13 protein-coding genes and 1 pseudogene are annotated in these 12,587 nt (G+C 63.2%); 10 read left to right on the forward strand and 4 right to left on the reverse strand.

Annotation, left to right across the window (positions count from 1 at the left end; translation table 11 throughout):
• Positions 1–8 precede the first annotated feature (8 nt).
• The gene (locus U2H20_RS03775; protein WP_430593164.1) at positions 9–152 is read right to left on the reverse strand and encodes a hypothetical protein; all 144 of its coding nucleotides are present in this window, start codon (positions 150–152) and stop codon (positions 9–11) included.
• A 239-nt stretch (positions 153–391) separates the two neighbouring features.
• Between U2H20_RS03775 and U2H20_RS03780 the strand changes: the two genes are divergently transcribed.
• From U2H20_RS03780 to glsA, 6 genes are all read left to right on the forward strand, one after another.
• Entirely contained in the window at positions 392–1,120 is a 729-nt protein-coding gene (locus U2H20_RS03780; RefSeq protein WP_430593165.1) for a TetR/AcrR family transcriptional regulator, read from the forward strand.
• Complete coding sequence (locus U2H20_RS03785; protein WP_430593166.1) at positions 1,117–2,016, forward strand: DMT family transporter; 900 nt, start codon at positions 1,117–1,119, stop codon at positions 2,014–2,016. Before U2H20_RS03780 ends, U2H20_RS03785 begins: the two co-directional genes overlap by 4 nt.
• A 12-nt stretch (positions 2,017–2,028) precedes the next feature.
• A complete protein-coding gene (locus U2H20_RS03790) occupies positions 2,029–2,490 on the forward strand; it encodes a DIP1984 family protein (protein ID WP_430593167.1) in 462 nt (153 codons plus the stop codon).
• A 237-nt stretch (positions 2,491–2,727) separates the two neighbouring features.
• Positions 2,728–3,201, forward strand: a complete 474-nt coding sequence (locus U2H20_RS03795; protein ID WP_430593168.1) for a DoxX family protein — start codon at positions 2,728–2,730, stop codon at positions 3,199–3,201.
• Positions 3,202–3,205: 4 nt separating this feature from the next.
• Complete coding sequence (locus tag U2H20_RS03800) at positions 3,206–4,861, forward strand: ABC-F family ATP-binding cassette domain-containing protein (protein WP_430593169.1); 1,656 nt, start codon at positions 3,206–3,208, stop codon at positions 4,859–4,861.
• A 21-nt stretch (positions 4,862–4,882) separates the two neighbouring features.
• A complete protein-coding gene (glsA, locus tag U2H20_RS03805; protein ID WP_430593170.1) occupies positions 4,883–5,896 on the forward strand; it encodes a glutaminase A in 1,014 nt (337 codons plus the stop codon).
• Here the strand turns inward: glsA and U2H20_RS03810 are convergent.
• A complete protein-coding gene (locus tag U2H20_RS03810; protein ID WP_430593591.1) occupies positions 5,893–7,101 on the reverse strand; it encodes an MFS transporter in 1,209 nt (402 codons plus the stop codon). The genes glsA and U2H20_RS03810 overlap by 4 nt on opposite strands.
• Before the next feature lie 229 nt (positions 7,102–7,330).
• Between U2H20_RS03810 and U2H20_RS03815 the strand changes: the two genes are divergently transcribed.
• The 3 genes from U2H20_RS03815 to U2H20_RS03825 all read left to right on the forward strand — a co-directional run bounded on the left by U2H20_RS03815 (position 7,331) and on the right by U2H20_RS03825 (position 9,464).
• Complete coding sequence (locus U2H20_RS03815) at positions 7,331–8,239, forward strand: TolB family protein (RefSeq protein ID WP_430593171.1); 909 nt, start codon at positions 7,331–7,333, stop codon at positions 8,237–8,239.
• 9 nt (positions 8,240–8,248) lie between these two features.
• Positions 8,249–8,551, forward strand: coding sequence for a Dabb family protein (locus tag U2H20_RS03820; protein WP_430593172.1), 303 nt, complete (start codon positions 8,249–8,251; stop codon positions 8,549–8,551).
• 181 nt (positions 8,552–8,732) lie between these two features.
• Positions 8,733–9,464: a hypothetical protein gene (locus U2H20_RS03825; RefSeq protein WP_430593173.1), complete on the forward strand. Its 732-nt coding sequence runs from the start codon at positions 8,733–8,735 to the stop codon at positions 9,462–9,464.
• 55 nt (positions 9,465–9,519) lie between these two features.
• On the opposite strand, the gene U2H20_RS03830 is transcribed toward U2H20_RS03825, so the two are convergent.
• A complete protein-coding gene (locus U2H20_RS03830; protein WP_430593174.1) occupies positions 9,520–10,056 on the reverse strand; it encodes a helix-turn-helix domain-containing protein in 537 nt (178 codons plus the stop codon).
• A gap of 298 nt (positions 10,057–10,354) precedes the next feature.
• Here U2H20_RS03830 and U2H20_RS03835 point away from each other — a divergent pair.
• A pseudogene (locus U2H20_RS03835) lies at positions 10,355–10,914 on the forward strand (YbhB/YbcL family Raf kinase inhibitor-like protein).
• 65 nt (positions 10,915–10,979) lie between these two features.
• Here the strand turns inward: U2H20_RS03835 and U2H20_RS03840 are convergent.
• Positions 10,980–12,575 carry an ABC-F family ATP-binding cassette domain-containing protein gene (locus U2H20_RS03840; RefSeq protein ID WP_430593175.1) on the reverse strand — a complete coding sequence of 532 codons (1,596 nt, stop codon included), beginning with the start codon at positions 12,573–12,575 and terminating at the stop codon, positions 10,980–10,982.
• Positions 12,576–12,587: the final 12 nt, after the last annotated feature.

Below are 12,587 nucleotides of genomic sequence, written 5' to 3' on the forward strand. Positions count from 1 at the left end.
GATGACGATTACTGGAACTGTCCGATTTGCAGGAAGTTGAGGATGCCACCGATGTCGATCAGTGGTCCCTCGATCAACGGTCCGTTGATCAACGCAGCGATCGGTGCGGCGACAGCGGCAACTGCGGTAATGGCGTAGGTCGTGATGTTCATCGGGATCTCCTCCTGAGCATGTTTTGAACCCCGTTTATGGGCCGTTACAAGTTCTTCGGAGTCCTCAGCGAGTCGGATTGGAATCCCCGCAGAAACTTTTTCAACCGCACAAACGTTCCCACCGGCACAAGCTTTTTCTACCGCACAGATTTTCAATATAGACTGATCGGTCTAGTCCAATGCTCGAGAGTAGGTCGCCCTTTGATCTGGCCCTGCTCCTTGCACCAAGGGGAGGTACCGTGCCAACGCAGCACACACCGTCGCGACCTGCACGCGCGAAGCTTCTCGACGCCGCGGCACGACTGTTCTATGCCGAGGGCATCAGCGCCACCGGGATCGAGGCGATCATTCGTGAAGCCGGGGTCGCGAAGATGAGCCTGTACAACAACTTCGATTCCAAGGACGCCCTCGTCACGGCGTACCTCGAGTATCGGCACGAAGAGTGGATGCAGCTCTACGCCGCTCGGCTGTCCGACTCGGCGAGCCCGAGGGCCCGAGTGCTCGCCGTCTTCGATGCCTACAGAGACCACGCGAACGATGCTTACGAACACGGGTTCCGGGGATGCGGACTCTTGAACGCGGCCGCCGAACTCCCAGCGAACGCCCCTGGCCGAGATCAGGTCCGCACGCACAAGCAATTCGTCGAGGAAGAACTGCAGCGTCATCTCCTTGCCATGTCGAACGCGGACACCGCGAACTCAGACACCCTCAGCCCAGACACCCCCAGCTCAGACACCGCGAGCGCACTCGCACGCCACCTGAGTTTCCTCCTTGAAGGTGCGATCACTCGAGCAGGGCTCGAATCGAACGACAATGCACTTCTCGACGCCCGCGCAATCGCCGAAATACTGCTCGACCAGGCCGCCGTGCCGAGCAAGGCCGCCGTGCCGAGCAAGGCCGCCGTGCCGAGCAAGGCCGCATCGGCGTCGTCGAGCGCACCAACCGACACCGTCTCGACGCCGCAGTGAAATCGAGCGCTTTCGGCATCGTCGCGATCATCGTGACCTCGGTGCTCTGGGGAACGACCGGCACCGCAGCAACGTTCGCCCCCGCGGTCGGGCCGCTCGCAATCGGGGCTGCAGCGATGGGCGTCGGGGGGATCCTGCAGGGAGCGATCGCGCTTCGATCAATCCGACGTCACGCCGCCCCCTTACGAACCCATGGCGCGCGGGTCCTCACCGGGGCTGCAGCGGTTGCGATCTATCCGCTCGCGTTCTACTCCTCAATGCACTTGAGCGGAGTTGCCGTCGGCACCGTGGTGTCGCTTGCGTCCGCGCCACTCGCCTCCGCGGCGCTCGAGCGGATCCTCGACGGCACGCCGCTCAGCAGGCGATGGGTGATCGCGGTGACCGTCGCGATCGGCGGGAGCGTGCTGCTCTGCCTCGCACGAGCCAACGATCCGGAGGCATCAGCTGGCGCGACCGCACTCGCGGTGGTCTGCGGACTGATCGCCGGGGTGACGTATGCCCTGTACTCGTGGACCGCTCGTGGTCTAATGCACCGGGGCATTCCCCGCGCAGCTGCGATGGGCTCTGTGTTCGGTCTCGGCGGCATCGCGCTCGTGCCCGTGCTGCTGTTCACGGGCGCACCGATCCTCGCGAGTTCGGAATCGTTCCTCGTCACGGCCTACCTCGCGATCATCCCGATGTTTCTCGGCTACGTCATCTTCGGCGTCGGACTTGCAACCGTGCGCGCGAGCACTGCGACGACGATCACCCTCATTGAGCCGGCGGTCGCGGCCCTGCTCGCCGTCGCGGTCGTCGGCGAAACGCTCTCCGCGCTCGGGTGGTTCGGTCTCGGGATCATCGGACTCTCGCTCGTGCTCCTCACCGCGCCACGCTCGGCGCGCCCGATTCCCGCGTGAGACGATACGAGCATGAAACTTGCCGAAGCATTGCTGGAGCGCGCCGACCTCCAGAAACGACTCGAAGCGCTGCAATCACGCGTCATCGCGAATGCCTCGTTCCAGGAGGGCGAAGAGCCCGCTGAAGACGCGGGCGAATTGTTGCAGGAGTGCGAACGCACGCTCGCGGCGCTCGAAACGCTCGTCACCGCGATCAATCTGACGAACTCGAACGCCCGAGCCAGCGATGGCCGCACCCTGACGTCTCTGCTCGCCGCACGCGAGAGCCTGCGCACCTGGCACAGCATCTTGATCCGGGCCGCCGACGCAGCCGCCGGTTCCTGGTCTCAACGCCAGATGCGAAGCGAACTCCGACAGATGTCAGCGCTTCCCGTCAAGTCGATCCGCGCCCAGGGCGATGAGGTGGCACGGCAACTCCGTGAGCTCGACGTCCTCATTCAGCGCAGCAACTGGGAAACCGACCTTCAGGAGTAAGGACGTGGTGAGTCGGTAGATATCGAGGCGAGCACACACCGTGGGTTGGCGGTCAATCCAACCCTCCTGTCGGCGCGGCGGGCAGCGCCATGGCTTCGGCCGTTACATCGCAGCCCAGCACCAACGACCGTGCACCGAGACACAGGAACACTCATCACCACGTGCTGATCGATATCGAGGGCGGGTTCGGGGCCTCACCACGAAGACGAGCACACCCGGTGCTGCAATGAGCACTCCATGACGAACACGAGAAGGAACACGATGCGCATCATTCGCCACGTGAGCAGAGTGCTGCTCGCCGCATTCTTGATCGTTGCGGGCACGAGTCATCTCGCCTGGCTTCGCGAAGAGTTCACGGCACAGGTTCCGCCCTGGCTCCCCCTGGATGCGGATTTCGTGGTCCTTGCTTCGGGCGTCGTCGAGATCGCGCTGGGAATACTCCTGCTCGTGCTCCGTGGCAGGGCGCTCGCGATGCACGGCTGGGTGGTTGCCGCATTCTTCCTCGTGGTCGTTGCCGGGAACATCTCGCAGTTCGTGACGCGCACCGACGCCTTTGGTCTCAACAGCGATCTCGCCCGCGGAATTCGCCTGCTCTTCCAGCCCTTGCTCATCGCGTGGGCACTGTTCTCGACCCGAGCGATCGGCTGGGCGCGAACACACCTTCGCGACCGTCGCACCCGCGAGCAGAACCCAGGGAGTGCGGGAAGATAGAAGCATGACGGCAACGCTCGTTGCGAAGGACCTGGCCGGAGGCCATGACCACCGCACGCTCTTCTCCCATCTCGATCTCGTCGTCGCACCCGGCGACGTGATCGGTGTCGTCGGCGCGAACGGTGCCGGGAAATCGACACTGCTGCGGATCCTCGCCGGGATCGACAGTCCGAGCGAGGGCAGCGTCTCGCTGGCTCCGAAGGATGCCTTCGTCGGCTGGCTCCCGCAGGAACACGAACGCGTCGAAGGCGAAACGGTGACCGAGTACGTTGGTCGCCGCACCGGCACGACCCAGGCCACCGCGGCGATGAATGCCGCAGCAGAGGCCTTCAGCGCCCCCGAAGGCACCGCCAGCTCCGATGGTGACCCCGCCGAAATCTATTCCGTCGCGCTCGATCGCTGGTTGGCAAGCGGGGCCCCGGACCTCGATGATCGCCTCCCCATCGTGCTCGCAGAACTCGGCCTCGCGGTCGACGCGGAAACTCCGATGACGGCGCTCTCCGGAGGCCAGGCCGCGCGAGTCGGGCTCGCAGCGCTCCTCCTGTCGCGGTTCGACATCGTTCTGCTCGACGAGCCGACGAATGACTTGGACCTCGATGGTCTCGAGCGCCTCGAGCAGTTCGTTCGCGGTCTGCGCGGTGGCGCGGTGCTCGTCAGTCACGACCGCGAGTTCCTTGCCTCCTGCGTGACCAAGGTCGTCGAACTCGATCTCGCCCAGGGCACGAACCGCGTGTACGGCGGCGGCTACGAGGCCTTCCTCGAGGAACGTCAAACCGTTCGCCGCCACGCTCGCGAACAGTACGAAGAGTTCGCCGAGAAGAAGGCCGACCTCGTCGGCCGTGCGCGCACGCAGCGCGAATGGTCGAGCCAAGGAGTTCGGAACGCCATCAAGAAGGCGCCCGACAACGACAAGATCCGTCGAAAGGCTTCGGTCGAGTCGAGCGAAAAGCAAGCGCAGAAGGTTCGGCAGATGGAGAGCCGGATCGCCCGACTCACGGAGGTCGAGGAGCCGCGCAAAGAGTGGCAGCTGCAGTTCACGATCGGTGCGGCACCGCGCTCCAGCGCAGTCGTTGCAACGCTTTCCCAGGTCGAGAAACGCTTGGGCTCGTTCAGCTTCGGGCCGGTCTCGCTGCAGGTCAACGCGGGTGACCGGATCGGAATCACCGGCCCGAACGGCGCCGGGAAATCAACGCTCCTGCGCCTTTTGCTCGGCCGCAGCGAACCGGACTCCGGGCAAGCCAGCCTTGGCGCGAGCGTCGCGATCGGCGAAATCGATCAGGCCCGTGCTCGCTTCGCCGGAGCCGAGTCGCTCATGGACCGCATGGAAGCGGAGATGCCGGACATGCCGCCGGCTGAGATCCGAACGCTCCTTGCAAAGTTCGGGCTCCGGGCCGACCACGTCGAGCGACCCTCCGGAGAACTCTCCCCCGGCGAGCGCACCCGCGCGGGACTCGCCCTCTTGCAAGCGCGAGGGGTCAACGTGCTCGTCCTCGATGAGCCCACGAACCACCTCGATCTCGTCGCTATCGAGCAGCTCGAACAGGCGCTCGAATCGTACGAGGGCACCGTGCTGCTCGTCACGCACGACCGACGAATGCTGGAGTCGGTACGGCTCAATCGCTTCTGGCGCGTCGCCGAGGGCACGGTCACCGAGGGGTAAGACGCCCCTAGGCTTGCAGGTATGGCACAAGACGCTGCACGTGAATCAGGAGATCGCTTGATCTCAACCGGGTCCCTCCCTGACGCAGAACATGTGCAACGCAGAGTCGATGAAGCTCATGCGCAGTTCAAGTCGCTGCGCGAGGGCGACGTCGCAGACCACATTCCCGAGCTCGCCGAGGTCGACCCAGATCTCTTCGGAATCTGCGTCCGCAGCACCGAGGGCGGCAACTACACGGTCGGTGATGCGCAGCACGAATTCTCGATCCAATCGATCTCGAAGGCCTTCGTGTTCGCGCTGGCCTGTGCTTCGCACGACGACAACGAGGTTCGCGAACGCATCGGAGTGAACAACACCGGACTTTCGTTCAGCTCAGTGATGGCGCTCGAGCTCAACGAGGGCAGTCCGATGAACCCGATGGTGAACGCGGGCGCGCTCGTGTCGACCTCAATGGTGCCCGGATCGAGCGAGGATGAACGGTGGAGCTTCATCCAGCAGGGATTGTCACGATTCGCCGGTCGTGACCTCCACCTCGATGAGAAGCTCTACGCCTCGGAAGCCAAGCACAATCAGCGAAACCAGGCGATCGCTCGCCTGCTCGAAAGCTACGGGAAGATCGATTGCGATCCCTTGCAGGTGACCGACATCTACACGCGCCAGTGCTCGCTCATGATCACTGCCGAAGACCTCGCTGTCATGGGAGCAACCCTCGCCGACGGCGGCGAGAACCCCTTGACGGGTGAACAGGTCGTCAGCGAGAGCGTGTGCCGCGACACGCTCGCCGTAATGGCCTCGAACGGGTTCTACGAGAAATCGGGCGATTGGCTCTTCGAAGTCGGCGTGCCGGGAAAGAGCGGCGTCTCGGGAGGAATCGTCACGGTTGCGCCCGGGAAGGGCAGCGTCGCGACCTTCTCACCGCCGCTCGACTCGGCGGGCAACAGCGTCCGAGGGCATAAGGTCGCGAACTACCTTTCGAAATCGCTCGGGATGAACGTGTTCGCTTCGGAGCCGCATTCGCTCCAGAACCGCGCTTAAGAAGCGCTGGATCGTTCTTTACTGAGGACTCCGGCGAGGACGACGACGAGGATTCCTGCAAAGGGGACGATCAGGAGTCCGTACCGCAGACCGATCGTGTCCGCCACCAGCCCCACGAGCGGCGGCGAGACGAGGAAGCCGAGCCGCAGGAGCCACGAGACCAAGGTGAGCCCGGTTCCCGGGCGAAGTCCGGGGAGGCGATCCGCGGCGTCCATTGCCGCCGGCACGAGTGTTGCGACACCGAAGCCTGCCAGCGCGAACCCGGTGATCGTTCCGCCAACGCTCGGGAAGGCGAGCGCCGTTCCCATGCCGAGGAAGACGAGGAGTCCGCCGAGCCGAGCGATGAGGCGCTGACCGAAGCGGTCGACGAGACCGTCACCGAGCAGCCGACCAATGAACTGCGCGCCGACGAGCGCGATGAATCCGAACGCGGCGACTGCCGGTGCAGCGCCGAGATCCCGCCCGAGGTAGACGCTCGCCCAGGTGCTTCCCGCGTCTTCGACGATCGTCCCGCCGATTGCGACGAGCGCGAGCGCCGCGAGCACGAGCGAACGTGCACGCACCTTCGGCCTGGAAGCCGCAGTGTCGGTGACGTCAGCGATCGCTGTCTGCGGATCGGGTTCGACATCTCGCTCGGGCCCCGGCAGGAGTCCTCGGTACACGATCACCGAGACCGTCGCGAACAGCACCGCCGAAATCAGCAGGTGCAGGGAGATCGGCACACCGAGTGCGATCGCTCCCGCAGCCATGAGCCCTCCGGCGAGCGCACCGATCGACCAGACCGCGTGGAACGAGTTGAGGATCGAGCGCCCGTAGCGTCGCTGCACGCGGAGACCATGGTGGTTCTGTGCGACGTCCGTGATCGCGTCAAGCGCCCCTGCGCAGAACAGTGCGGCGGCGAAGGTGAGGCCCGATGGGGCGAGCCCTGCCGCGAGCACGCCGAGCGAGGTGAGGATGGTGCCGAGAACCGCGACTCGTGAGGAACGGAATTTTCGAATGAGGACCGCGGCGAAGAGCCCAGCAAGGAGGGCGCCGATCGGGAAGCTCGCAATTGCGAGCCCGTACTCCGCGTTCGAGAGCGCGAGCTGAGATTTGATCTCCGGAAAGCGGGGAATCAGGTTCGCGAAGATCGCGCCATTGGTGAGAAAGAGTGCAGAGACCGCGATCCGCGCCAGTCGATTTTCTCGTGTCGGCTTCTGACGCACACCCTTCGACTTCGGGATGCCCCCTTCGTGCTCAGGAGGGACCGCACCGGAATCGTCAGTCACGCAGAGGCCTTTCGTTCACCATCGCAGCGAAAACACTCGCGCTCCATCATTGTGTCATCGCGATCCCGAAATCATGATCGATACGCTGGGTGTGCGCATGCATCGCTCCGCTCACCCGCGGGATTGCTCGTGCAGTGCGAACCACTCAACGATGAGGAGCCAGTCGATGATGCAAGCCCGTGCACTCCGCCCCGGACAACGAAGCGAGATCTGGGTGGCGAATGCCCGCACCGGTGTGAGCCGTCGGGTTCTCGAACTCGACTCGATCCTCTTTGAAGCACCGAACTGGTCGCTCGACGGTCGCTCGCTCTATTTGAACGGCAATGGCGAACTCTGGAAACTCGAGCTGGAATCCGCGAGCCTTTCGCTCATCGAACTGCCTGGCGTCCCTGGCATCAACAACGACCATGTTCTCGCGCCGCGAGACGACGAGATGTTCGTGTCGGGGAACGACGGACATCTCTACTGGGTGCGGCTCTCGACGGGTGTATCGCACCAACTCACGCACGACGACTCTCGGCTGCATTTCCTGCACGGGGTCAGTCCCGATGGCAAGACGCTCGCGTACATCGGAATCGATCGCAAGGGGCCTTCGGTCGGCGCGATCTACACGATGCCGTCCTCGGGCGGCGAATCGACCCGAATCGAACTTCCCTCCGGGCACGTCGACGGCGCTGAGTTCTCACCCGATGGCGCCTGGATCTACTGCAACACCGAGTCCTTCACCGAGGCACCTGGTCATGCGCAGATTGCTCGAGTCCCACGGCTTGGCGGCGAAACCGAGCACCTGCTCTCGAGTGCATCGGTCGACTGGTTCCCACACCTCTCCCCCGATGGCACGCTCGCGTGCTATTTGCGGTATCCCGCTGGAACGCAGAGCCACCCGGAGGACCTCGATGTCGAGATCGTCACGGTCCGTGCTGACGACTGGTCGAGCAGCGTGTCGACAATTCCGCTCTTCGGCGGCCAGGGCACGATCAACGTCAACAGTTGGTCCCCCGACTCCTCGGAATTCGCCTTCGTCGCGTATCCGATCTCGGAGGTCACCTCTGGCGCGAACGCACCTCTCGCTTAGGATATTCATATGATTCAGCACACCGTCGTGTTCTCCCTCATTCATCCCGCCGACAGCGCAGCCGAGCAGGACTTCCTTGCGACTGCCCGAGCGGTGCTACCGAACATCCCGGGGGTGCAGGATTTCACGGTGTCTCGGCAGGTAAGCCAGAAGAGCGATCTCCGCTTCCAGTTCTCCATGGTGTTCGCCGATCAAGACGCCTACGACGCGTACGACGCGCACAGCGATCACCAGGGTTTCGTTGCGACGCGCTGGGCGAGCGAGGTCTCGGAATTCCAGGAGTATGACTTCGTGCGGCACGACGCCGCGTAGTCGCGAAGCGAACTGCGATGTCGTTTTGCGCATCGCAAAACGAATACATGCAATGAGTCACCCTCAAGAGCGAGTCCATTTCACTCAACACGCGCAACCACAATTGCTCTGACGACCGAAAAGGTCGCAAACAGGAGTACGGTTCAGGTCTATTCACTATGGACTAATCGAAGGAGCGCACGTGCGTGGGCCAGGCCGATCTGCGCATCTCTCGCTTGACGGGATTCTGACAGCAGGCAGAACACTCGGACTTCGGGGGCTGAGCCTCAACGCCGTTGCCTCGCACCTCGGCGTCACCGCCGCGGCGCTCTACCGCTACGTCAATGGCCGTCGCGAGCTCGAACGCCTCATCGGCGAGAACATCGTGGATGAGTTCGAAATGCTCGACGATCCTGAGCAGTCCGCTGCCGATCACCTCATCTCCTTCGCCCGCAGCCTCCGACGGTTCACACTTGCCCAGACCGGCCTCGCGGAGTACCTGCAAGAACTCTTCCCACGCGGCGAAGCGAGCGTCGCGCTCTTCGACGCGGAAGTACACGCGCTCGAGTTGCGTGGGTATACGACGGAGACGGCACGAACACTCGTCAGCACCGTCCTCACGGCAACGATCGGCCTCATCGCGACAGAAGCGAAGAACGCGCCCGAGACCCAGGAAGCGGCCAAGACCATCGATGTCGAACCGAGGCACAGCGCTCAAGCATCGCCGAGCTCTGCCCGCGGGAGCATTGCACGCGGGGACACAGCACGCGGGGACACAGACCTCGATGACACCGACGTCGACGTGACCGACCTCGCTGACACCGACCTCGACCTGACTGACCTCGCGATCACAGCGCTGGTCCGGGGATTGATCGCTGCGGCGCCTCCCGAGCGATCACTTGCCGAGGTCGCAGCAGCACTCAGCGCACCGTAAGGCTGCAACCGGCTCGTACCGCCTCGTCCGAAAGGTCACGGCACAGGGTCAGCCGCTACGCACAATCCGCGAGACCCGCACAGCAGTCCTCGAGCCCCGTGCAGTCCTCAGGACCCGCGCAATCCGCAAGCCCCGCGCAATCCGCACAAGCTTCGCCATCGGCTCGACCCGCACAAGCTGCAAGACCCGTGTGTTCCGCAAGACCTGCGTGTTCCGCAAGACCGGGCGCAGCAGCGAAATGCACTGAGCAGTAAGGGTTGCGTTCGAGGGCACGCCCCGCCTCATCGAACCCGTAGGCGTACCGGTCACTGGTTGGAGGGAAGCATTCGCAGCGCTCGTCCCAGAAGCTGGCGGGAAGCACCTGGATTCGAATGTCGACGCCGACCGCGAGCGCGTATCGCCACAACTCGGTCAAGCGCGGATCGGTAGCGCCCGCTTCGAATCGCCGGAGGGCGCGGACGTCCCAACCCAGGTTCTCGGCGACGGACTGCTCCGAGATCTTGGCGCTCGTTCGAAATTCGCGAAGCTCACCCTGGATGTTGATGAACCGTACTGCACCAGAGAAGTCGTTCGCCTGGGGTTCAGAGTTCATGGTGAGATGCCTTCTCAGTACGTGTCATCGCGAGGACGACCGACTGTGCGCCTCAATTCAATAGACGAGCGTTCTCGCGTTTTGTTACGGGGCTATCGCACTCGGTGCTGCAGAGTCTCAGGTGCGCGCAGCCCCATGGTCGTGCTTCGAAGATCTCTCCCTTCGCGAACACGCTAGGTATTCGCATACTCCGTCTGAAACCCTAGAAATCCATCGAACGCACCAGCGGCCGGGGCGTTTGCCTGACGGAGCTGAAGCCTGAGCAGTCAGTGTCTGAGCAGCCGAAGAAGGAGCAATCATGAATGACAGTCACGATCACGGAACGCAAACCGATGCCACGCCGTACGATTCCATCGCCATCGTCCCTTCCTTTTCATTGAACAGCGATGACCTCGTCAACGGCGGCACCCTGCAGACACCGCAGGTCAGCGGCATCTTCGGCGCGGGCGGCGAGGACATCAGTCCGCAGCTGAGCTGGAGCGGATTCCCGAGCGAGACGAAGAGTTTCGCGATCACCGTGTTCGACCCGGATGCGCCGACGCCCGCCGGATTCTGGCACTGGGCGGTCGCGAACATTCCGGTCGAAACGACCTCGCTCCCAAGCGGTGCAGGTGACGAATCCGGAACCGCACTTCCAGCCGGTGCGATCCAGCTGCACAACGACGGCAGTCTTGCCCGGTACTTGGGCGCTGCTCCCCGAAAGGTCACGGTCCTCACCGGTACTACATCGCGGTGCATGCGCTCGACGTTGCCGAACTCGACGTCGATGCAGCGTCGACGCCGACGTTCCTCGCGTTCAACATGGTCGAGCACACGCTCGCACGCGCAGTGATCTGGGGAACCTTCGCGGTCCAGTAACCAGCGATCTGCACAGACGAATGGCCCGGTATGCGACCGGGCCATTCGTCTGTCATCGGAAGGTTCTACGTGGCCTGGATCTCGACGGCCCCTGCCGTAGTGCCCTCGGCGCCGAATACGAGCGCGCGGTTGGCAACTTTGTCGGTGAAGAAGCGATCGTGACTGACGACGACCACGGCACCGGGAAAGTGCATGAGCGCCCGTTCCATGACCTGCGTGCTCGTGAGATCGAGGTGGTTCGTCGGTTCGTCGAGCAGGAGCACCGATGCCCCCGAGAGCAGGCACTGCACCATCGCGACGCGAGCGCGTTGCCCACCGGAGAGTTCTCGGATGCGTTTCTTCGTATCGGCCTCGGAGAACTGGAACATGGTCAGGAAGCGGGCCACCGACTTCCTGGTTGCCGTCAACGCGAGGCTGTCCGGCATCGCGTTGACCGAGTGCGTCACCGTGTCATCCGGGTCGAGCGCATCGAGCACTGCGTTGTAATCAATGAACCGAGCACCGCTCGACCAGTTGACCGAGCCCGCAGTCGCAGGTTCCTGACCAGCCAACACCCGCAAGAGGGTGCTCTTCCCGCTGCCGTTCGCACCGAGCACCACGAGGCGATCCCGCCGGAGAATTTCGAAGCTGACGTCGTCGAAGAGCAGACGCCCACCGAACGACTTACTGAGTCCATTGACTCGTGCAAGGACGTCCTTGATGTGCAATCCCGAATAGATGTCGGTGATGATGTCATCGACAGGCCGTGGCGGTCGGGATTTCTTGATCGTCGCGAGTTTCTTCCCGAGGTCTTTGCTCCCTGACTTGGCGGCTTCTCGCCGGTCGGCGATCCCTTCGGCCTCGAACGCGAGCAGTTCTGATTCATGCACGAACTGCTGTTCGAGCGACTTGAGTTTGAACTGCTTCTGCACGATGTACTCCGCGAAGTTTCCCGGGTACTCGTGGAGGTGGTAGTTCTCGAGCTCGACGATCCTGGTCGCGATCGCGTCGAGAAAAGTCCGGTCGTGCGACACCACGATCGCTGCACCCTTGAAATCCCGGAACCACGCTTCGAGCCATTCGACGCCGGCGGTGTCGAGGAAGTTCGTGGGTTCGTCGAGCAGCAGAATGTCGGGACGTTCGAGCAGGATCTTTGCAAGCGCAGCACGGTTCCGCCATCCACCCGAGAGGTCGTCGATCGCGCTGACTCGGTGCTCCGGGGAGAACGCGAGGGTTGTGAGGGCCTGGTCGATCTTCCGCTGGTAATCCCATCCCTCCAGTCGTTCCATCTCGCCGAACAGTTCAGCTTGACGCTCGATGAGTCGGTCCAGTGCTGGCCCGGGCGAAGCGTCGCGCGCAATCGCCTCATCGATCGCCGCGAGTTCAGCCTCGACGGCATGCACATCGTCGAACAGGCGGTCGAGTACTTCTTCGATCGTCGCGGTGCCGTCGAGTTCGGAGAACTGCGAGAAGTATCCGATTCGGAGATCATCGTTGATCGAGACGGTGCCTGAATCCGGCTGGAGTTGGTCGAGCACGAGTTTGAGGAGTGTCGTCTTCCCGGAGCCGTTTCGCCCGATGAGTCCGACGCGGTCGCCCTGTTCCAATTTGAAGTAGGTGTCTCTGAGGATCTGTGCGTTCCCGAGCCGCACAGAGACGTCGCTCAATCGGACCAAGCTCATGAAATAGTTCTC

This window comes from Humidisolicoccus flavus (genome assembly GCF_045689595.1).
GTDB lineage: Bacteria > Actinomycetota > Actinomycetes > Actinomycetales > Microbacteriaceae > Humidisolicoccus > Humidisolicoccus flavus.

Coding starts and splice junctions, on each gene's coding strand:
- U2H20_RS03775 (WP_430593164.1), bottom strand. CDS start 152: ATGAACATCACGACCTACGCCATTACCGCAGTTGCCGCTGTCGCCGCA.
- U2H20_RS03790 (WP_430593167.1), top strand. CDS start 2,029: ATGAAACTTGCCGAAGCATTGCTGGAGCGCGCCGACCTCCAGAAACGA.
- U2H20_RS03795 (WP_430593168.1), top strand. CDS start 2,728: ATGACGAACACGAGAAGGAACACGATGCGCATCATTCGCCACGTGAGC.
- U2H20_RS03800 (WP_430593169.1), top strand. CDS start 3,206: ATGACGGCAACGCTCGTTGCGAAGGACCTGGCCGGAGGCCATGACCAC.
- glsA (WP_430593170.1), top strand. CDS start 4,883: ATGGCACAAGACGCTGCACGTGAATCAGGAGATCGCTTGATCTCAACC.
- U2H20_RS03815 (WP_430593171.1), top strand. CDS start 7,331: ATGATGCAAGCCCGTGCACTCCGCCCCGGACAACGAAGCGAGATCTGG.
- U2H20_RS03820 (WP_430593172.1), top strand. CDS start 8,249: ATGATTCAGCACACCGTCGTGTTCTCCCTCATTCATCCCGCCGACAGC.
- U2H20_RS03830 (WP_430593174.1), bottom strand. CDS start 10,056: ATGAACTCTGAACCCCAGGCGAACGACTTCTCTGGTGCAGTACGGTTC.
- U2H20_RS03840 (WP_430593175.1), bottom strand. CDS start 12,575: ATGAGCTTGGTCCGATTGAGCGACGTCTCTGTGCGGCTCGGGAACGCA.